Below are 20899 nucleotides of genomic sequence, written 5' to 3' on the forward strand. Positions count from 1 at the left end.
TCAGTTCAGGTTCGACCGGTCACCATGGTAGGCGGCGGCGACAAGGTTTTGCATGGTGTCGAGGTTCAACGGGCGCGGATTGTTCTGGATGAGGCGAGCGATGCCGATGCTCTGTTCAGCCACCCAGGTAAGCCGGCTTTCTTCAAGCCCAAGGTCCCGCAGGGTTGACGGGATGCCGATCCGAGCGAAGAGGGACGCGAGTGCAGGAATGACATCCTCGGGCCCTGACAGCCCCGCTGCTTGGGCTATCCTGGCAAGCTCATCATGGATGACGGGCGCGTTCCATGTCATGACATAGGGCATGAGGCAGGCGACGCCGAGGCCATGCGCGGTGTGGGTGAGGGCGCCGACAGGATACTGGATGGCGTGGGCGGCGGCTGTTCCCGCCACGCCGAAGGCCAACCCTGCCAGTGTCGCGCCAAGCATGACCTTTTCGCGCGCCGCACGGTCGCCGCCATTCGTACACGCTGCTTCCAAGCCCTGCCAGAGCAGCGATATGGCGCTGAGCGCGAACTGATCGGAGAGTTCGTTCTTGCCGACGAAGACCCGTTGTTGTGCAATGCCGGGAACAGGCTCACGGCGGATTGCGGTGAGGGCCTCCAGTGCATGTGTCAATGCATCGGCTCCGGCGATCGCCGTGAGTGCCGGGGGGCAGGAGAGGGTAAGCTCCGGGTCGCAGATGGAGACGGTCGGAATGAGATGCGGGCTCGAAATGCCGACCTTCAGGCTTCGTTCGGCATCGGAAAGTACGGCGACGGGCGTCACTTCCGAACCGGTCCCGGCGGTGGTGGGAATGGCGATCAACGGCATGACCGGGCCGGGTACGGCATGCTCGCCATAATAATCCTGAGGTCGCCCGTCATGTGCGAGAAGTAGGGCGACGCATTTGGCCATGTCGAGGCAAGAGCCGCCTCCGATGCCGATGACGAGGTCGGGCGCGAAGTTCCGGGCATTCTCGGCACTTTGTACGGCGGATTCGACGGGGACGTCCGGGAGGGTCGTGCTATCGACGGCAACCGCTATGTCGGCTTCTTCAAGCTGCCTGACGAGCATGAGGAAATCGGCATCGCCCGCAAGACGCGTATCCGTGATGACAAGCGCACGCCGGCCGAGACTTGCGGCGACGCTGCCGAGAGCATGTCGCTGTCCCGCGCCGAACAGTAGTTCGCGCGGCGCTCTCAATGTGCCGAAAAGGTTCATTCCGTTTTTCCTCCGATAATTCAGGCGGCTTCGAGCGCCAAAAGGTGTTCCAAAAGCGGTTTGGGCAGCTCTATTCCCGAGTGCTCCGTCGCGGCTCGGCGCTGGCGCGCGCCATCGCCCGGAACGGCCACCGGGCTTACGGGATCGGACGGGTGGGAGCCGCGCAGACGGTCGAGATAGGATGCAAGCGACCGGGTACTGCCGTCTCCCGCTGCCGCATTGATGAGAATGAGGAGGTCGCCCTTATTGGCGGCGTGGCTATCGTCGAGTGTGCCGTGCACATCGGGTGCTAGCTCCGAGCCGGCCAGCGCAGCGACCAGAAGCTCGATCGCAAGGCCCAGCCCGTATCCCTTGGCGCCGCCGAATGGGGCGATGGCACCTGTCCTGGCTGCGTTCGCATCCGTCGTCGGCCGGCCCTCTGCGTCCACGGCCCAGCCGTGCGGGATGGGCATGCCACGCATCGCATAATGGTTGATCTTGCCCATAGAGACGACGCTCGTCGCAAGATCGAGGACGAAAGGCTGATCGCCGGAAGGAATCCCGATGGCAACGGGATTGGTGCCCAGCATTGCCTGCGTTCCACCAAAGGGGTGAACGAGCGCCTCGCTGGTCGACATGACGATACCGACCAGGCCGCTTTCCGCCGCCGCTTCCGCGTAGTAGGCGAGCATGCCGATATGGTTGGCATTGTGGATCGCGGCGATAGCGATCCCTGTCTCGTCCACGACAGGACGCATAGCCTGTAAGGCCTGCATGACCACCACCGGCCCAAGCCCGCGTTCGCCATCGACGCTGAGAAATGAGCGCCTGCGCCACGTTCCGTGCCCGCGCGCCTCGCCATTGGCAAGGCCCTTATCCAGCCGTGAAAGGATGAGGGGCAGTCGCTGCAGGCCATGGGAAGGCAGGCCGCGCAATTCAGCTTCCAGAAGAAGGTCAGCCTGAAGGCGAGCATTTGCGGACGGGACGTTGCGTGCTTCGAGAAGCGCGCTTGCCAATCCGTGGAGCCGTGCCGGCGCGAGTTTCATTTTATATCCTATATCAGATCATATACGATATTGTATTTGACATGAGATATCTTATTTGCAACAAATGCCAATATGTCAAGAAGCAGCTGGAGAACGGAAGTGGCATTTGCAACGGAACGGGAAGCCCGAGGGGCCAGCCTTCGACCGAGCAGTGTGGTCGATGGCGTCTATGACAATATCTACCATCGGCTGATGTCGCTGGAGATCGCGCCCGGTGCCCGGATTCCGATCGACGTGCTCGCCCGTGAAATCGGCGTTTCTCAGACACCGATCCGCGAGGCCCTGAGCCGCCTGGAACGCGAAGGTCTCGTGCGCAAAGAGCATCTTGTCGGATACAGCGCAGCACCACAATGGACCAGGAAGCAGTTCGAGGATCTTTACGTTTTCCGCCTGCTGGTCGAGCCGGAGGCTGCCAGACTGGCCGCGCTCAACATGACCCCCGACGCGCTCCAGCAGCTTGAAAATTCCGCCGCGGACATGGGCAACGGTGCAGCCCCCGTCGATCGCAACACGCGTTATTCCCGCTTCGCGCGCGCCGATGCGCATTTCCACGATGCGATCCTCAAGATCGCGGGAAACGAGGTCATCCGCAACACGCTGTCGAACCAGCATGTTCACCTGCACATCTTCCGCCTCATGTTCCACACCCGTGTGACGCAGGAGGCACTCGAGGAGCACGAAAACCTGCTCGCGGCATTTCGATCGGGTGATCCACAGGCGGCATATGATGCCATGCGCATCCATATTGAACGTTCGCGCGACCGGCTGCTTTCGGCTTTCGAATGAACGCGGTCCTCTCTCCTCAATCCCTCGCGCCGCCGATGGATGCGGCCGCGGCTGCCCTACGGGCCGAAAATCTGGGCAAGGCTTATGGCCAGATCACCGTCCTTTCTGACGTTACCCTTGATGTACGTACCGCAGAGGTTCATGCCATCATCGGTGAAAACGGTGCCGGCAAATCGACGCTTATGAAGTTGTTATCCGGTCATGTCGCGCCGTCCGAAGGGCGGCTCTTCCTGGACGGCAAGCTTGTCGAATTCCGAAACGCGGTGGAAGCGGAGCAGGCTGGCATCGTGCTGGTGCACCAGGAAATTCTGCTGGCACCCGATCTGACCGTCGCAGAAAACTTGTTTCTGGGGCGTGAAATGGGTCGCGGTCTGATGGTCGACGATCGTGGAATGAACCGCCGGACCGCCGAACTTCTTGCGAAAGTAGGTTCAACGGCGCGGCCGCGCGATCGTGTCGGTGGGCTATCGCTTGCCCAACGCCAGCTCGTGCAGATTGCGCGTGCACTCCTTGATGATCGGAAAGTGGTTATCCTGGATGAGCCTACGGCGGTTTTGGCCAACGACGAGGTCGAGGCGCTGCTCGACATCGTGCGGATGCTACGCAATCACGGCGTGGCAGTTCTCTATATTTCTCATCGCCTCGATGAGGTGCAGGCGCTCGCCGACCGCATTACCGTGCTGCGTGACGGCCACATGATCGGCACCTGGTCGGCCGCAGGCCTCGGCCAGCGTGAAATGGCCGAGCTGATGGTCGGGCGGGAACTGGAGATGCTTTATCCCCACAAGCGACCTCCTGCTGCCGACACGCCGATCCTCTCTGTTGCGGATCTGGCGGTCGATCATGGTGAGGATCGCGTCAGCTTCGATGTCCGGCCAGGGGAGGTACTCGGTATCGGCGGCATGATCGGCGCGGGACGCACAGAACTCATCGAAGGGCTGATGGGGCTTCGCCCGTCACAGGCGCGCAATGTCGTTCTCAACGGCAGGGAGATCAGGCACCGCTCGGTCCGCACAATGATGGAAGCCGGCCTCGTCTATCTGACCGAGGATCGAAAAGGAAAGGGCCTGCTTCTGAAGGAGAAGCTTGGTCCGAACCTGACACTTCAGGCACTCGATGCCGTCAATCCGGGGTCAGTTCTAGACAAGCGGGGAGAACTTTCCCGCCTTGAGAAGGCCGTGGCGGACTATGACATCCGCGTCCGCTCTCTTCGCCTCGAAGCGGGAAAACTATCGGGGGGGAACCAGCAAAAGCTGCTGCTCGCCAAGGTTATGCTTGCCGATCCCTCAGTGGTGATCATCGATGAACCGACGCGCGGCATCGACATCGGCAACAAGAGCCAGATCTACGACTTCATCGACGCCATGGTGCGGGCAGGCAAAGCCTGCATCGTCATATCGTCGGAGATGCCGGAGTTGGTGGGGCTCGCCGACCGCGTGCTGGTGATGCGCGCCGGCAGGATCGTCGCCGAACTTCGCGGCACAGAAATCAACGAGGAAAACGTCGTCTACGCAGCCACCGTTGGCGGGCGCTCAGATGACCGGGAGGACGAACATGACCGCAGCGACCGCAACCATAACCCCCACTGACGAAGGAAGCCGCATCCGCTGGGCAGACCTTGCGCCGTTCATCGCTCTGGCCGTGATCGTTTTGCTGGGTGCGTTGGTAAATTCCAACTTCGTTGCGCCTGCAAACCTGATCAATGTCATCACGCGCAGCGCCTTCGTCGCGATCATCGCGGTCGGAGCGACTTTCGTCATTTCATCCGGTGGCCTCGACCTTTCCGTCGGCTCCATGATGGCCTTCGTCACGGGCATCATGATCATGGTGATGAACCATCTCGCGCCGGCATTCGGGACGTGGGCTCTTCCGATGGGGGCAGGCGTGGCGCTTGTCGTCGGTGCGCTGTGCGGGCTTTTCAACGGACTCATCGTAACCGTCGGGAAAATAGAACCCTTCATCGTCACGCTCGGCACGATGGGCATCTTCCGGGCCTTCATCACCTTCATGACGGACGGCGGATCGCTGCCGATCGACCGGAGCCTGCGTGAAGCCTATCGGCCGGTCTATTTCGGCAGCCTTTTCGGCATTCCCTATCCCGTCCTGATCACCTTCGTCGTGGTGATGCTGGGTGCGTTCCTGCTCTACAAGACGAAGTTCGGTCGTCGGCTAACGTCGGCAGGCTCCAATGTCGAGGTTGCCCGCTTTTCCGGCGTCAATGTCGCGGGCGTTCGCACCATTGCCTATGTCATCCAGGGTGTCTGCGTCGCCGTCGCGGCGATCTGCTACGTGCCGCGTCTCGGTGCCGCGACGCCGACAACCGGTCAGCTCTGGGAGCTGCAAGTCATCACCGCCGTCGTGATCGGCGGCACCCTTCTGCGCGGTGGACGGGGACGCATCGGCGGTACCGTGGCAGGCGCGCTCATTCTCGAGGTGATCGCGAACGTCATGGTCCTCTCGGATATGGTTTCCGAATACCTCGTCGCCGCCGTGCAGGGCGCGATCATCATCATCGCCATGCTGGCGCATCGCTTTACCGCCAACCGCTGAAAACAGCACTGACTTCAAAGGAGGAGAAAATGAAGTCTATTATGCAGAAAGCCGGTCTGTTGTTGTCGACTGCCGCACTTGTCCTGGCTCTGCCGCTCGGCAGCGCACGGGCTGAAGGGGAGAAGGTCACCATTGCCGTCTCTATTCCTGCGGCGACGCACGGATGGACGGGAGGTGTCGTCTATCATGCCGAGCAGGCCGAAAAAGAAATTGAGGCGGCATTCCCCAATATCGATGTCGTCTTGTCCACCGCTTCTTCAGCTCCCGCGCAGGTTTCCGCACTGGAGGACCTCTCGGCAAGTCGCAAGCTCGATGCGCTGGTCATACTGCCCTTCACATCGGAAGAACTGACCGGGCCGGTCGAGCAGATCAAGCAGAAGGGCACCTTTATCTCCGTGGTCGACCGTGGTCTTACGGATCCGTCGGTCCAGGATCTCTATGTGGCCGGCGATAATATCGCGGTTGGCGCAAACACGGCGCACTGGCTCGCCGACAAGCTCGGCGGCGAAGGGCAGATCGTCGTGTTGCGCGGCATTCCGACCGTGATCGACGACGAGCGCATCAAGGGCTTCTCGGATGTCATCGCCAAGACGAACATCAAGATCCTCGATATCCAGTATGCCAACTGGAACCAGGACGAAGCCTTCAAGCTGATGCAGGACTACCTTGCGAAGTATCCCAAGATCGATGCCGTCTGGGCAAACGACGACGATATGCTGCTCGGCGTCATCGAGGCCGTCGACAATGCCGGCCGCAAGGACATCAAATACGCTCTTGGCGGCAACGGCATGAAGCAGGTCATCGAGATGGTGAAGGAGAAGAACGAGCGCACGCCGATCTCGACGCCCTATCCGCCGTCGATGATCAAGTCCGCCATCTACATGACCGCGGCCCAGTTCAACGGCCAGGCGCCGGTGCGCGGTTCCTTCCTGCTCGGAGCTCCGCTGATCACGCCTGATAACGCCGATCAGTTCTACTTCCCCGATTCCCCGTTCTGACCCTTAGCGATGCCCGGCCCGTCCGGGCATCGTCCCATCATTGACAACAGGAGATATGACATGAGCGGCAAGAAGATCCTCATGCTGACCGGCGAGTTCACCGAGGAATACGAGATTTTCGTCTTCCAGCAGGGGATGGAAGCGGTGGGCCACACGGTCCACGTCATCTGCCCGGACAAGAAGGCTGGAGACCGTATCAAGACGTCGCTGCACGATTTCGAAGGCGACCAGACCTATACAGAAAAGCTCGGCCACTACGCGGACATCAACAAGACGTTCTCCGAGGTTCGGGTCGAAGAATACGACGCGGTCTATGCGGCAGGCGGCCGCGGCCCCGAATACATCCGCACCGACAAGCGCATCCAGGACATGGTTCGCCATTTCCACGAGACCGGCAAGCCGATTTTCACGATCTGCCATGGCGTGCAGATTCTTATGGCTGTCCCCGGTGTGCTCAAGGGTCGAAAGGTCGCCGGCCTCGGCGCCTGCGAGCCCGAAGTGACGGCAGTCGGCGGCACCTTTATCGACGTGAAACCGACGGAAGCTTTTGTTGACGGCAATATGGTTTCGGCCAAGGGCTGGACCGGACTTGCCGCCTTTATGCGCGAGTGCCTCAACGTGCTCGGAACGAAGATCACGCACGCCTGATCGTCGCGCAGGACATCACGATTCGCCCCCGCGTTTCGACGCGGGGGTACTCGCGGGCGCGACGAGAGCCTCATGTGGGGGGCGAGCCCCATACGCGGACCGAAGATTGGGTCGATATCGAAAAGTTCGCTGCTGTTACAAAAGCGGCCCCTAGCGACCTTCGGTAAACTGAATTTCGCTTCCGCTATCTGAGATACAGCACGCTCAAGACAATCAGTGGAACGGCAAACAGGGAGAAAGCCATGCTTCCGAAGTGCTGATATCCGATCACGCCCAAAATGCCTCCAACTGCGAAGGCGGCCACCGTTGCAAGATGGAGGCTTAAACGGCGCAGGACCGCCGTCTTTTCATTGGCTTGACCACTCGCAAGCATGGCGAGACCGACACCGATGTCGGTGGCTACGCCCGAGACATGGGTCGTTCTCACACGGCTGCCCGAAATTCTTGTCGAAGCAGCGTTTTGGATGCCCATGGTGAAGCTCAAGAGTCCTACAAGCACCGTGCCATTCGGCAGCGCCGTCGTCCCGGACAAGGTTAGTCCGACGAGCACCAGAATTGCGGCTTCAACGATCAATGTGAGGGCGTAGATGTTGCGACGTTGCCGCCGCTTGCCGACCTCGATGAGGACCGAGGCAGTGAAAGCGCCCAATATGAACATCACGACGATGGTGAGAAAGCTGATCGCCGCATCAAACTGGGAAATAGCCAACAGTTCGGACGCCATCGAGATGTTGCCGGTCATATTGGCGGAAAAGAAGTGATAGGCCATGAAGCCCGCGCTGTTAACGCTGCCTGCCACGACTGAAAGAATGGAGGCCAGCATCACGTCGATCGCGTGGGTTCTGGTGTCGCCTTCGTGAATGAGCATATGGGGATCGCGTAGCTGAAGAAATTGCAGTCGTAATGAGGGTCTTTCAACCGCCCACGATATGCCGAGCTAAGCAAAGCGTCGAGGGCGACGACACCGCGACAGCGGGGCGATGATGTCCAAGTTAACCTCATCGCCGCGATCTTATCGTCAGCACTATCCGCCGGCCAGCCTCGGCAGGAGATAGATTTCCGCTCCGGCCGGCAGTTCCTTGGACCACGTGTCGCGATAGATCGTCCCGTTGATCGCAACCGCAATCCCCCGGTCCATCAGTGGCGTGAGCCCAGGGAACCGCTCGCTCAACCTCTTGAACAGTTCCCTGATGTTTCTTGCCTCGACCTCGACTTTGCTGTTGCCCTCGGCCGCTGCGGCGAGCGCACCCCAGAGCGTCACCTCGACCATCGGGCCTCCTTATGCTTCGAGCGCCGCCAGGATACGCGGCGGCGACATGGGGATATGCTCCATGCGCACGCCCACCGCATTGGACACCGCATTGGCCACGGCCGCAAGCGGGGGGACAATGGAGGTTTCCCCGACGCCGCGCACTCCATAGGGATGGTTGGGGTTGGGAATTTCCAAAATCTGCGTGTCGATCATGGGCAGGTCCGAACAGACGGGTATGCGGTAGTCGAGGAAACCTGCATTCTGCAGTCGGCCGTCCTTGCCGTAGATGTATTCCTCGTTGAGTGCCCAACCGATGCCTTGCGCAGCACCCCCTTGGTACTGTCCCTCGACATAGGTCGGGTGCACGGCCTTGCCGGCGTCCTGCACGACGGTGTAACGCAGGACCTTCGTGGCCCCGGTTTCGGGATCGACCTCGATATCGCAGATATGGGTCGCGAAGGACACGCCAGCGCCATCGGCCACGATCTCGCTGTGACCGGCAATCGGCCCGCCGGTAGTGCCGGATGCGGCCGCGATTTCCTTCAAAGACAGATTGGGAAGGTTTCCATGCGTCTCGCCCTTGGCGACGGCATGGCCCCTTTCCCAGGTCACGTCCTCGACAGGGATGTCCCACATCTGCGCCGCGCGGGCGCGGAGAATTTTGATTGCGTTGCGGGCGGCGGAGATGGTGGCCATCGAGGACGAGAAGGTGCCGCGGCTGCCGTCGGTCATGTCGTTGTAGCCGAGGCTCGACGTATCGGCGATCACGGCTCTGACCTGCGCGTAGTCGATGCCGAGTTCCTCTGCTGCAACCAGCGAGAGCGACGCGCGCGAACCACCCACATCCACCGTGCCGACAGCCAGCGAGACCGTGCCGTCCATCCCGATATTCAGATCGGTACATGTCTGGCCGCCGAAGTTGAACCAGAAGCCGCATGCCATGCCGCGCCCCTGGTTCTTGCCGAGCGGCGCCTTCATGTGTGGATGATTTTTCACGGCCTCCAGTGTCGGGCCGATGCCGATCGGACCATAGACCGGGCCATAGGATGCCTTGGTTCCTTCCTGTGCGGCGTTCTTGATACGGAAATCCACCGCATCCATGCCGACCTTCTTAGCAAGCTCGTCGATGGCGCTTTCCACGGCAAACGCGGCCATCGGCGCGGAAGGCGCACGATAGGCCGCCGTCTTCGGCCGGTTCACCAGCACTTCGTAGCCGACGGTCCTGACATTCTCGAGCTTGTAGCAGGCGAATGCCGTCATGGCGCCGACTTCGGCCCATGATCCGGCATACGGTCCGCACGAGTAGCGGAGCGTCGCATCGGCGGCGATAATCGTTCCATCCTTGAGTGCGCCGATTTTCACGTCGATCGACGTGGCGCTGGTCGGGCCGGTTGCACGAAACACCTCGTCACGCGTCATGACCAGCTTGACCGGCCTGCCGGCCTTGCGCGACAGCGCGAGCGCGACCGGCTCGGCCCAGACATGGGTCTTGCCGCCGAAACCGCCGCCGATTTCCGAGGACGTTACGCGGAGCTTGGAGGCCTCCAGGCCGAGCAATTGCGCGCAATGCTGGCGATAGACGAAGTGGCCCTGCGTGCAGACCCAAAGATCCGCGGTGCCGTCCGAACTGACATTTGCCACGCAGGCATGAGGCTCGATATAGCCCTGATGGGTCTGCTCGGTCCTGAACGTCCGCTCGACCACGAAATCCGCCTTTGCCATGCCGGCATCGACATCGCCGTGCCCGAACTGGCTGCGCATCGAAACGTTGGATGCGCGATCCGGCTTCGGATCGACGCCCTTCGTGATGATGGTGTCGTTGATGAGCGGAGCATCCGCAGCAAATGCCTGGTCGACGTCGGTGACGTGCGGCAGGAGTTCATACTCGACGTCGATGAGCTTGAGCGCCTGCCTGGCGGTGTGTGCATCGATCGCCGCAACGGCAGCGACGGCATGCCCGTCGTAGAGCGCCTTCCTGCGCGCCATGCAGTTGTCGAGAATGTCATACATCGACGTGTCGCCGTTGGTGAGATCGGGCAGGTCTGCCGCCGTCACCACGGCCTTGACGCCGGGAAGCTGCTCGGCCTTCGACGTGTCGATCTTGCGAATGACGGCATGGGCGTGCGGGCTGCGCAGGATCCGTCCGATCAACTGGCCGGGCATGTTGAAATCGGCACCGTAGCGCGCACGCCCCGTTACCTTATCGACGCCATCGGGCCGGATGGGGCGCGTGCCGACGGAGGAGAAGCTGCGTGCCGCGTGGCTGGGATCAAAAGTCATGGTCATGCTCCTCTCATAACGCTGGCGGCGTCCTGAACGGCGCGCACGATTTTGTCGTAGCCGGTACAACGACAGAGATTTCCGGCGAGGCCGAAGCGAATTTCCTCCTCGGTCGGGTCCGGGTTCTTGGCCAGAAGATCCTTGGCGGCAATGAGAAAGCCGGGCGTACAGATGCCGCATTGCAGGGCGGCGTGCTCCAGGAATTTCTGTTGCAGCGGATGGAGCTTGTCGCCCTGCGCCATGCCCTCCACGGTGGCGATCCGGCGGCCTTCCGCCTCGGCCCCGAGCACCAGACAGGAGCAGACCAGCCGGTCGTCGAGGATGATGCTGCAGGCCCCGCAGTCGCCTGTGCCGCAGCCTTCCTTCACCCCCATGAGCCCCAGGCGTTCGCGCAGCACTTCCAGCAGCGTCTCGTCGGGGTGACAGAGGAACTCGGCCTGATCGCCATTGATTGTCGTCGAAACTGCTATGCCTGCCATCACTTTTGTCCTGCACGTTGATAAGCGGTCAGCGCGACCCGCTTGGCCAGAACGCCCGCGACTTTCTTTCGGAATTCCACGGTGCCTCGCTTGTCGTCGATAGGGCGACAGGCAGCGGAACAGGCTTCAGCAAGGCGTTCGAGCGCGCCATCGTCAACACGGGAGCCAACCAGGATATCGGCCGCCTCTTCGACCAGCAGCACCGTCGGTGCCGCGGCGCCGAGTGCGACGCGCGCCTTCTCGACGACGCCCTGATCATTGAGGGTGAGATTGACCGCAGCACTAACGACGGCGATGTCCATTTCGGTGCGTGGCGTGAACCGCTGGTAGGCGTCGCCCGAATGGCGCTGGCGCTTGTCGAGCAGAATCGCTTCGATGATCTCGCCGGGTGCGAGCGATGTTTTGCCGGGGCCGACCGGGATCGTTTCGACAGCGATGGTCCGAGACCCCGCTGGGCCTCGGACAAGAGCCCTGGCGCCGGCCGCCACCAATGCCGGTACGCTGTCAGCGGCCGGGGATGCGTTGCAAAGATTTCCAACGATCGTGCAGCGCCCCTGCACCTGCTTGGAACCAATAAGTCTGGCGCCCTCCACGACGCCGGGCCACGCGTTCCGGAGGGCTGTGTTTTCGCCCAGAACCGCGCAAGGTACCGCAGCACCGATGACGAAGCCGTCGTCGTTTTCGATGATGCGTCCCAAGGCATCTATCGCTTTGATGTCGATGATGACGTCGGGCTCGATGAACCCGCCTTTCATTCTCACCAGCAAATCGCTTCCGCCGGCCAGGATCGCGGCCTTGCCTGAGGCATTCGCCAGCAGGCCGACGGCATCCTCCAATGAACTTGGGCGAATATAGCGCAAAAGGATACTCCTCGTGATGAAGTCGGGCCGGAAGCAAATATCGCAACCCGCAATAACCGATGCCGCGACGATGTCGCAACCGCTCGCCAACGCTATTGGAAGCACCGGTTCGATACAAGCCGGGTCCTCCATTTCCGATGAGCGACCCATGTGGTTCCCCATGAAGATGGGTCGCCTTAGCCGAGTGTGTCGGCCAACTCACGCCGTGCGAGCAAGCTCGACAGCGCGCCGATACGCTGCGGTTGCCGCGGCTCTAACGAGTGTTTTCAGGGCGTCGTCTTCCGTCAGCACACGCAGCGCTGCCTCGGTGGTGCCGCCGGGGCTGGTGACCTGGCGGCGTAGTTCCGCAGGGGGTGTACTGGCCGCCATCGCCAGGGCGCCGGCGCCGAATACGGTTTCCCTTGCAAGTGCGAGAGCCGTTCGCGGCGGCAGGCCGAGTTGCGTGCCTGCCGCAGAGAGTGCCTCGATGAAGTGGAACACATAGGCGGGGCCGGAGCCGGACAGGGCCGTAGCCGCGTCGATCAGCGCCTCGTGCTCGACGCGATGCACCGCACCGCCGGCAGAGAGGAGCCTCGTCACCCGTTCGGCCTGCTGCGGGCTGACGCGCGCATTGGCGAAGATGACCGTCGACCCCTTGCCGATCGCGGCCGGTGTATTCGGCATCGCGCGCACCGCGGGCACCTCGCCAAGGCTCGCTTCCAGCGTCGCAACGGGAACGCCGGCGGCGATGCTGACGACGACGCTTTCCGTCACATGGGGCCGGTAGGCCGGCAGCACCGCCGCCATGATCTGCGGCTTTACCGCGAGGACGACAGTCGCCGGACTGAACCCCGCATGCAGCATCTCGGCCGATGCATAGGTCCTGACACCGAGCACGCGGGCTTCAGCGCGCAGCGCCTCCGCGGGCTCGACCACATGCACGTCGTTCGGATGGATGAAGCCGGCCGTCAGCCAGCCTTGCAGCATTGCCCGCCCCATATTGCCGCATCCGACCAGAAGCAGCCCGTCGTTGGTTGCGACTTCGGTTATATCAGGCGCCTTCAACCGGGATGCCGTTTGTGACCAGGTTGGCGATCGTTTTGCCCCAGCCGTTCTGTTCGGTGGCGAAGAAATCGCCGATCACATAGTTGGCGGCCAGAACCCGCACCGGGCCGAGCGGAGAGAGCGGGTCGGTGGCGAGCGCGCCGAGCGAGACTGCAGCCGAGCCCCAGCGGCAGGACGTCATCCGAAAATCCGGCGAGGTGTCGCGGGCGATCACCCGCTTGTTGAGGATCTTTCCGTCCGGCGCTGGCTGGATGTGGATGTTGAGATGCGGGGTTGTCTTCAGCGGTTCGGCCTGAGTGCCGTCGAAGGTGCAGTCGATGGTGATCAGCGGTACGCCATGGCGGACGACGCTTGCCATCGCCCCTCCCGTACGCTCGATGAGTTCGATCGTGCCAAATTTCTTCGGATAACCCCAGAGATCGCGGCCGGCCGCGATGGCTGCGTCATTGTCCTCGTATTCGAACAGGAAATAGCCGCCTTCGCGATCGCCGAAACGCACGGGGATGACGATGCCGGCATCCATGAAGGGCGCCTTGCGGCAGTTGGTGAAGTCCGAGACATAGACCAGGAACCGGTCGCCAGCGAGCGTGAACGGTGTGTTCTCTAGATATTGGCCGAGGATTGCCGGGTCGCCCTGGCAGATGGCGTGGAGACTGCGGTTGCCTGGGCATTCATAGGGTACGAAAGGATCTGGGATCAGCGGCGCCTGGAGGGGCATGTTGTTGGCATCGTGTAGCGGAATTCGGGTCATAGCTGCCTTGGGGCCTTTGGGAGAAGTTGAGGATGAATGAAAAAATGATTGCATAAATTCATCCATGTGAAATTTGTTATCCATGATTCCATGCGCGTCAAGTGATTTCGGCTGCAGCGAATACCGCGCAGGGACCGCGCACACGCTGTTGGATCTTGGAAAACCACTAGAACCCGCTCTCCGCATCCGGTTCCGCAGACACTATTGCCGTCTAATCTCGACGGTGACATGCCGATATCCGGCGGGCTTGCCGATATCGGGAGGCCGGGCTACACGAGACGAGTTCTGCAATGGCGCCTTCGTGGCGCGGCGAAGCGATTGCCATGGTGACGAGCTTGTCCTCTGATGACCCGAAAAGTGCCGACGATACCGATCCGCTGATGGTGCGATCGGTGGAAAAGGCGTTTCGGGTGCTGGAGGCCTTCGACGGCACCAACCGGAGCCTCAGCCTTGCGCAGATCGGCGCGAATGTCGGCCTCGACAAGAGTGCCGCGCAACGCTTTACCCATACGCTGAACAAACTGGGCTACCTGCAAAAGGACCCGGTGACGAAGCGTTTCGAGCTCAGCCTGCGCAGTCTCGAAATGGCGCGCCATTTCATCACCGCCAACCCGCTGGTCAACCAGGCGATGCCCTATCTCCTCCATCTCAGCCGCGAGACGGAGGAGGCGGTGAACCTCACGTTGCCCGATGGAATGGAGATCGTCTTTGCCGCCCGTTTCATGAGCCGGCACATGCTTAACACCGATGTCGTCGTCGGCACGCGCATGCCGGCCTTCTGCACGGCACCAGGCCGGGCGATCCTCTCCCGACTGCCGGCGGCGGAGGCGCTTTCGCTCATCGAGCGGTCGCCCTTGCAGGCCTTCACGCCGCAGACCGTGCACACGGTCGACGGGCTGGTCGAACGGCTCGATGCTGCGCGCAGTGCCGGTTATGCGACGACCTGGGGCGAATTCTTTCCAGGCGATCTCTCGGTCGCTGCCGCGGTGATTGATCAGTCCGGACGTCCCGTCGCGGCGGTCAATATCGGCGTGTCCAACGCGCGCTACACCCCCGAAAAGGCAGAAGAGACGTTCGCGCCTCTCGTCGTCGCCGCCGCGCGGTCTATCTCACAGGCCTCCTCCACCTTCTAACGTATTCTAAAGGCAAATCTGGAGCCTTCGTCGGCTTGCCGGCGAGGGATTTTTTATGCCGTGAAAAATCCGATTGACAATTTCATGTATCGAATTACGATACAAAGTATCACAATACAATACGATGGATCGCATGACAAATTTCGTTTTGACAGAGCAGCGCGGCTCCTGCCGCGTGATCACGCTGAACCGCCCCGAAGTCCTCAATGCGTGGCATTCCCAGATGCGCCTTGACCTCATGGCTGCGCTGGAGTCCGCTGAAGAGGACGCCGCTGTCGGTGCGATCATTTTGACCGGGGCAGGGGAGCGCGCCTTCGGAGCCGGGCAGGATCTCAACGAGACCAAGACCTTCGACCCCGACCGCGCGGAACTTTGGATCGGTGAATGGGAGCGGCTCTATGATCGGATCCGCAGCCTTTCCAAGCCGTTGATCATGGCGCTGAACGGCCTGGCAGCTGGCTCGGCTTTCCAGGTGACCTTGTTGGGCGATTTCCGTATCGGCCACGATGGCGTGAAGATGGGACAGCCGGAGATCAATTCTGGCATCGCCAGTACGACGGGCCCATGGATCATGATGGAGATGATCGGGCTTGCGCGCACCACCGATCTGACCCTTAGCGGCCGCATGATGGAGGCCGCGGAATGTGTCGCCATCGGCCTCATCAATCGGCTCGTCCCGCGCGAGGAGGTGCTGGAAGCCTCCTTAGCACTCGGCGAACAGCTTGCCGCCAAGCCGCGGCTCGCCATGAAGCTCAACAAGCAGCGCTTCCGCGAGGTTACCGAGGCCCGTTTCCGCGACGCGCTTGCGGCCGGCGTTCGCAACCAGCGCATCGCCTATGGCGATGGTGAGCCCAACCGTATGATGGAACAGTTTCTCGCCGCCAAATCCAAGGCGAAGTCCGGCTGAGCCGCACCTGCCGTCGCGTTTCAAGATCAATGACTTTTCAGGACTATAGCGTGGAAGACCAAGGTTTCATTTCTCGCCTGCCGGCTCGGGCCGCCGCGTCGCCCGACGCCATCTATGCGACGTTCGACGGCGAACCGATCACCTTTGCCGATCTGCACCGCAAGTCGGACAATGTTGCGGCCGCGCTTCGTCGCCTTGGCGTCGAGAAGGGCGATCGTGTCGCGCTGATGCTGCGCAACAGCCCCGACAGCCTCGCCGTGCTGTTTGCCATCGCCAAGTGCGGCGCCGTCTGGGTGCCGGTGAATGTGCAGCTGCGCGGCGACGGGTTGAAATACATCCTGGAGCACTGCGACCCGCGCGTCGTCTTCGCCAATCGCGATCTGTTCCCGAATATCTTGGAATGCGGTGCCGACATCTCGGCGTTCCGGCTTGTCGCGGAGGCCGGCGACACCGAGTCGCTCGACCGGCTTGCCAGCGGCGATCACGTCTTCGCCGAGCCGCTGCCGGCTGCCGATGATCTTTTTGCGCTGAACTACACCTCCGGCACGACCGGTCGTCCGAAAGGCGTCCGCGTCACCCATCGCATGCTGCGCTACGCGGCCGAAGGCGCAATGCTCTGCTCGGATGCGCGCGATGGCGATGTCTTCTTCGTCTGGGAGCCGCTTTATCATATTGGCGGTGCGCAGCTCATCCCGATTCCTTTGCTGCGCGACGTCAAGCTGTCCATGGTGCAGCGCTTCAGCGCCAGCCGCTTCTGGGATCAGGTGCGCGACTGCGGCGCGACGCAGATCCACTATCTCGGCGGTGTCTTGCAGATTCTTCTCAAGCAACCCGAGAGCGCGCGCGACCGTGACCACAAGGTTCGCGTCGCCTGGGGCGGCGGCTGCCCGCGCGACATTTGGCGCGCCTTCGAGGAGCGTTTCGGCACGCCGCTGCGCGAATGCTACGGCATGACGGAATCCTCCAGCATCACCACGTTCAATGCGGCCGGCATAGTCGGTTCGGTGGGCACGCCCGTGCCGTGGCTTTCCGTCGAGATTCTTGACGAACAGGGTACGCCCGTGGCGGCGGGCGTGCATGGCGAGATCGTCGTCCACCCGCGTCAGGCGGGCGCGGTCTTCGCCGGCTATTTCCGTAATGAGGAGGCGACTGCCAAGGCGCTGCGGCCGGATGGTTTCCACACCGGTGACCTCGGCATGATCGATGCGGACGGCAACCTCTATTTCCTCGGCCGCCTGACGGACAGCGTGCGGGTGAAGGGTGAGAACGTCTCGGCCTTCGAGGTGGAGCATGTCGCCGGCAGTCATCCGATGGTCGAAGACTGTGCGCTGATCGGCGTCAAGGCCGAGGTCGGCGAACAGGAGATCAAGCTGTTCATCAAGCCGAAGGAAGGGGCAGCGATTGATTATCCGGCCTTCTCCGATTGGCTTGCCCATCGCCTGGCGCCGTTCCAGAACCCACGCTACCTCGCCTTGGTAGAGGATTTCGAGCGCACGCCGAGCCAGCGCATCATGAAGCACCGGCTGCCAGCATCCGTCGAAGGCAGCTGGGACAGGCAGCAGCGCACCGGCCGATAAGGTCCGGTCCCGATACGCACATAACCGCATACCCCAAGGGGAGACAGTCAGAATGAAGGCCGCCGTTCTCTACACGTTCAATGAAGACCTCGTCATCGAGGATGTGCCGATCGCCAATCCCGGCGACCGCGAGGTGCTGGTGCGCATCATCGCGACGGGCGTCTGCCACAGCGATCTCAGCGCCGCAAAGGGCAAGTCGCGCCCCAAGCTGCCCATTATCCTCGGCCATGAAGCGGCTGGCATTGTCGAGCGCACCGGTTCGGCGGTGTCGAAGGTGAAGAAGGGCGACCACGTCATTCTTTCCTGGGCGCCCAATTGCGGCGAATGCTTCTATTGCCACAAGCGGCTGCCGACCATGTGCGACACCTATGGTGATGCTGCGGGCGGCAACACGCTCTGGAAGGGCGCCCGCCGTCTCGGCAGCGCGCAGAAGCCGGTCAATCATTTCACCTGCGTTTCGAGCTTTGCAGAGCTTGCGGTTGTGCCGGAAGCGGGCTGCTCCAAGATCGAACACGACATTCCCTTCGAGGTCGCGGCTCTCGTCGGCTGCGCGGTGACGACGGGCTTCGGCGCCGTGGTGAACGACGCCCGCGTCGAGCCCGGCGAGATCGTCGGCGTCATCGGCGTCGGCGGCGTTGGTATCAACGCCATCCACGCGGCGTCCGTCGCTGGGGCGGAGGCGGTCGTCGCGATCGATATCAATCCGGAAAAGGAGGCGGTCGCGCGGTCCTTCGGTGCGACCCACTTCCTCAATTCCGCGACACAGGATGTCACCGCGGAACTGAAGGCGCTCAGCCGAGGCCGGGGGCCCGACAGTATCATCGACTGCACCGGACGGCCTGCGGCGATCGCACTTGCCTATGACAGCGTTCGGCTCGGCGGTTCGGTGATTTCCGTCGGCATCGCCGCCAAGGGCGAGATGGTCTCCCTGCCAGCCTCGACCTTGCCCAATACTCAGAAGCGCATCATCGGCAGTAACTACGGTGGCGGGGTTCCGGAGCGTGATTTCGAACGCATCCTCGGGCTCTACCGTGCCGGCCGTTTCGACCTTGACCGCCAGGTCGGCGCGCGCGTGCCGCTGGAACAGATCAATGAAGCCTTCCGCTGGCTTGAGCAGGGCGTTCTTGCCCGCACGCTCGTGTGCTTCGACCGCTGACCGACGAAATCGAACGAGGCTGACCATGTATCCCGATACCCAACTCTTCATTGCCGGCGAATGGACGAACGGCTCGGGCGGCGAAACGCTGCCCGTCCTCAACCCGGCGACTGGCGGCGAAGTCGGTCGCGTCGCGAAAGCAACGACCGCAGACATGGATCGCGCGCTTGCCTCTGCCGCCGAAGCCTTCGAACTGTGGCGCAAGACGACGGCGCGCGAGCGTGCAAAACTGCTGCACGCAGCCGCCGATAATCTGCGCGCCCGTATCGAGGATATCGCGCCCGTCCTGACCATGGAGCAGGGCAAGCCGCTTGCCGAAGCCCGCTCGGAACTGCGCAATGCCGATGACGTCATCCGCTGGTTCGCGGAGGAGGCCATCCGTTCCTACGGCCGCATCATCCCGGCGCGCAAGCCCGGCGTGCAGCAGATGGTCATGAAGGAGCCGATCGGTGTCGTCGCCGCGTTCACGCCGTGGAACTATCCGGTCGCCCAGGCGATCCGCAAGATTTGTGCGGCGCTTGCCGCCGGCTGCACCGTCATCCTGAAGGCCGCCGAGGAGGCACCGGCCTCCTGTGCGGCCATGGTGCGCGCCTTTGCCGATGCTGGTTTCCCCGATGGCGCGATCAGCCTGCTCTACGGCACACCCTCGGAAATTTCCGAATATCTCATTCCGCATCCGGTGATCCGCAAAGTGTCCTTCACCGGCTCAACGCCGGTCGGCAAACATCTGACCGCGCTCGCCGGCGCCCACATGAAGCGGGTGACGATGGAGCTCGGTGGCCATGCGCCCTACATCGTCTGCGCCGACGCGGACCTTTCGTCCGCCGTTTCGATGCTGGCCGGCCACAAGTTCCACAATGCCGGTCAGGTCTGCATCGCGCCGACGCGTGTGCTGGTGGAAGAGCCCGTCTTCGACAATGTCCTCGAAGACTTCGTCACTGCGGCGAAGGCCGTGAAAATAGGAGATGGCCTCTCCGACGGTATCGACATGGGGCCGATGGCGAATGCCCGCCGCCTCGACGCGATGGACCGGTTGATCGGCGATGCCATCGCCAAGGGCGGCCGCCTGTTGACCGGCGGCAACCGCATCGGCAATGCCGGCTTCTTCTTCGAGCCGACGGTGCTGGCCGATGTGCCACTGGACGCCGCGATCATGAACGAGGAGCCGTTCGGGCCTGTCGCGGTCGTCAACCGTTTCGCGGGGGTGGATGCGGCCATTGCCGAGGCGAACCGTCTGCCGTTCGGCTTGGCCGCCTATGCCTTCACGCGGTCCCAGAAACACGCGCAGCGTTTCGCCGAAGATATCGAAACGGGCATGCTTTCGATCAACGATTACGGCCTTGCCTATGCAGAGGTTCCCTTCAACGGCGTGAAGGATTCCGGTTACGGCTCCGAGGGTGGTCCGGAGGCGCTGGAGACGTTCCAGACGATCAAGTTCGTTTCACAGACGAATTTGTGAAAATCACCAAAATGAAATCTTGACTTCATTTTTTCATTAGTGTGAACTTCATACCGAAGTGAACACACAGGAAAGACCCTCTCTGCCATGTCCCAGAACGCCTATGCCCTTCCGCAGCGCGCCCCCCTCTATCAGGCGCCGCCGTTCGATTACAAAGCCTTCAGCAAGGTCAGCGTGTTCTGCCGCGTTGATGAGGCGGCGATCCGCGCGGCTTTGCCTGAGCAATTCGACGTCCGGGGCGACGTGATCGAATTCTTCATCATGGACGTGCCGGCCGGCGGCGCGCTCGGGTCCTATGCGGAAGGCGGCATCGTTGTGCCGATGAGCTATCAGGGGCGCCCGGGCGGTCACGTGCTGTACGAGATCGTCACCAATGACGACTCCATGGCGGTCGGCCGCGAGGTCTGGGGCTATCCGAAGAAGATGGGCGACGTGGAGTGGAAGGCGAGCGATACGGCAATCACGGCCAAGCTCTCGCGCCGCGGCACCTCGCTGATCGAGATCGACTTCAAGGCTGATGGCCCTGCCTTCGAGAAGCCGGCTCTGCACCCGCGTTTCCAGACCCGTATCATTCCGTCGCCGGAAAGTGCGGACGTCGAAACGCAGATCATCGAGAACTCGCTGGGTCACTCCGAAACGCTCCGCCACGCCCTCGGCACGGCCGAGATCAAGATCGGCGGCAGCGCCAGCGATCCGTTCTCCGATTTCCAGATCCGCGAGATCGTCGGCGCGGAAATGATCGTCGCCAACTTCGTCCTCGGCTTCGGCAAGATCGTCGGCTGAAACGGGCTTAA

General features: G+C 62.1%; 20 protein-coding genes. 11 read left to right on the forward strand and 9 right to left on the reverse strand.

The features are described from left to right. Positions 1-1200, reverse strand: coding sequence for an iron-containing alcohol dehydrogenase (locus D0Y60_RS22490; RefSeq protein ID WP_117372184.1), 1200 nt, complete (start codon positions 1198-1200; stop codon positions 1-3). Positions 1201-1220: 20 nt separating this feature from the next. Further along, positions 1221-2225, reverse strand: a complete 1005-nt coding sequence (locus D0Y60_RS22495; RefSeq protein WP_117372185.1) for an Ldh family oxidoreductase — start codon at positions 2223-2225, stop codon at positions 1221-1223. Positions 2226-2297: 72 nt separating this feature from the next. On the opposite strand from D0Y60_RS22495, the gene D0Y60_RS22500 reads away from it, so the two are divergent. The 5 genes from D0Y60_RS22500 to D0Y60_RS22520 are packed head-to-tail and all read left to right on the forward strand — an operon-like array spanning position 2298 to position 7207. Continuing rightward, complete coding sequence (locus D0Y60_RS22500; RefSeq protein ID WP_199564255.1) at positions 2298-3011, forward strand: GntR family transcriptional regulator; 714 nt, start codon at positions 2298-2300, stop codon at positions 3009-3011. Then, positions 3008-4600 (forward strand): sugar ABC transporter ATP-binding protein, encoded by a 1593-nt coding sequence (locus D0Y60_RS22505; RefSeq protein WP_117372187.1) that lies wholly within the window; start codon positions 3008-3010, stop codon positions 4598-4600. Before D0Y60_RS22500 ends, D0Y60_RS22505 begins: the two co-directional genes overlap by 4 nt. Next, positions 4566-5561 (forward strand): ABC transporter permease, encoded by a 996-nt coding sequence (locus D0Y60_RS22510; RefSeq protein WP_117372188.1) that lies wholly within the window; start codon positions 4566-4568, stop codon positions 5559-5561. The genes D0Y60_RS22505 and D0Y60_RS22510 overlap by 35 nt, the downstream gene beginning before the upstream one ends. Before the next feature lie 29 nt (positions 5562-5590). After that, positions 5591-6559 carry a substrate-binding domain-containing protein gene (locus tag D0Y60_RS22515; RefSeq protein ID WP_117372189.1) on the forward strand — a complete coding sequence of 323 codons (969 nt, stop codon included), beginning with the start codon at positions 5591-5593 and terminating at the stop codon, positions 6557-6559. A 60-nt stretch (positions 6560-6619) separates the two neighbouring features. Continuing rightward, complete coding sequence (locus D0Y60_RS22520) at positions 6620-7207, forward strand: DJ-1/PfpI family protein (protein WP_117372190.1); 588 nt, start codon at positions 6620-6622, stop codon at positions 7205-7207. Positions 7208-7391: 184 nt separating this feature from the next. Here the strand turns inward: D0Y60_RS22520 and D0Y60_RS22525 are convergent, their stop codons facing one another. From D0Y60_RS22525 to D0Y60_RS22555, 7 genes are all read right to left on the reverse strand, one after another. After that, the gene (locus D0Y60_RS22525; protein WP_117372191.1) at positions 7392-8075 is read right to left on the reverse strand and encodes a YoaK family protein; all 684 of its coding nucleotides are present in this window, start codon (positions 8073-8075) and stop codon (positions 7392-7394) included. A 156-nt stretch (positions 8076-8231) separates the two neighbouring features. After that, entirely contained in the window at positions 8232-8477 is a 246-nt protein-coding gene (locus D0Y60_RS22530; RefSeq protein ID WP_117372192.1) for a MoaD/ThiS family protein, read from the reverse strand. A 9-nt stretch (positions 8478-8486) separates the two neighbouring features. Further along, the gene (locus D0Y60_RS22535; protein ID WP_117372223.1) at positions 8487-10739 is read right to left on the reverse strand and encodes a xanthine dehydrogenase family protein molybdopterin-binding subunit; all 2253 of its coding nucleotides are present in this window, start codon (positions 10737-10739) and stop codon (positions 8487-8489) included. 2 nt (positions 10740-10741) lie between these two features. Further along, positions 10742-11218, reverse strand: a complete 477-nt coding sequence (locus D0Y60_RS22540) for a (2Fe-2S)-binding protein (protein WP_117372193.1) — start codon at positions 11216-11218, stop codon at positions 10742-10744. After that, positions 11218-12078, reverse strand: coding sequence for a xanthine dehydrogenase family protein subunit M (locus D0Y60_RS22545; protein WP_117372194.1), 861 nt, complete (start codon positions 12076-12078; stop codon positions 11218-11220). Before D0Y60_RS22545 ends, D0Y60_RS22540 begins: the two co-directional genes overlap by 1 nt. Positions 12079-12276: 198 nt before the next feature. Continuing rightward, positions 12277-13107, reverse strand: coding sequence for a pyrroline-5-carboxylate reductase (gene proC, locus D0Y60_RS22550; protein ID WP_281048174.1), 831 nt, complete (start codon positions 13105-13107; stop codon positions 12277-12279). 1 nt (position 13108) lies between these two features. Further along, entirely contained in the window at positions 13109-13840 is a 732-nt protein-coding gene (locus D0Y60_RS22555) for an acetoacetate decarboxylase family protein (RefSeq protein WP_158565537.1), read from the reverse strand. A gap of 323 nt (positions 13841-14163) precedes the next feature. Here D0Y60_RS22555 and D0Y60_RS22560 point away from each other — a divergent pair, with 323 nt between their 5' ends. From D0Y60_RS22560 to D0Y60_RS22585, 6 genes are all read left to right on the forward strand, one after another. Continuing rightward, positions 14164-15006 (forward strand): IclR family transcriptional regulator C-terminal domain-containing protein, encoded by an 843-nt coding sequence (locus D0Y60_RS22560; protein ID WP_245409278.1) that lies wholly within the window; start codon positions 14164-14166, stop codon positions 15004-15006. A gap of 133 nt (positions 15007-15139) precedes the next feature. Further along, positions 15140-15913 (forward strand): enoyl-CoA hydratase/isomerase family protein, encoded by a 774-nt coding sequence (locus D0Y60_RS22565; protein WP_117372225.1) that lies wholly within the window; start codon positions 15140-15142, stop codon positions 15911-15913. Between the two features lie 50 nt (positions 15914-15963). Beyond that, positions 15964-17490: an AMP-binding protein gene (locus tag D0Y60_RS22570; protein ID WP_348627867.1), complete on the forward strand. Its 1527-nt coding sequence runs from the start codon at positions 15964-15966 to the stop codon at positions 17488-17490. A gap of 52 nt (positions 17491-17542) precedes the next feature. Then, a complete protein-coding gene (locus D0Y60_RS22575) occupies positions 17543-18646 on the forward strand; it encodes a Zn-dependent alcohol dehydrogenase (RefSeq protein ID WP_117372198.1) in 1104 nt (367 codons plus the stop codon). Positions 18647-18671: 25 nt separating this feature from the next. After that, complete coding sequence (locus D0Y60_RS22580) at positions 18672-20105, forward strand: NAD-dependent succinate-semialdehyde dehydrogenase (RefSeq protein ID WP_245409279.1); 1434 nt, start codon at positions 18672-18674, stop codon at positions 20103-20105. Between the two features lie 87 nt (positions 20106-20192). Then, a complete protein-coding gene (locus D0Y60_RS22585; protein WP_117372200.1) occupies positions 20193-20888 on the forward strand; it encodes an acetoacetate decarboxylase family protein in 696 nt (231 codons plus the stop codon). Positions 20889-20899 lie beyond the last annotated feature (11 nt).

The organism is Shinella sp. WSJ-2 (assembly GCF_003432075.1).
Lineage (GTDB): Bacteria > Pseudomonadota > Alphaproteobacteria > Rhizobiales > Rhizobiaceae > Shinella.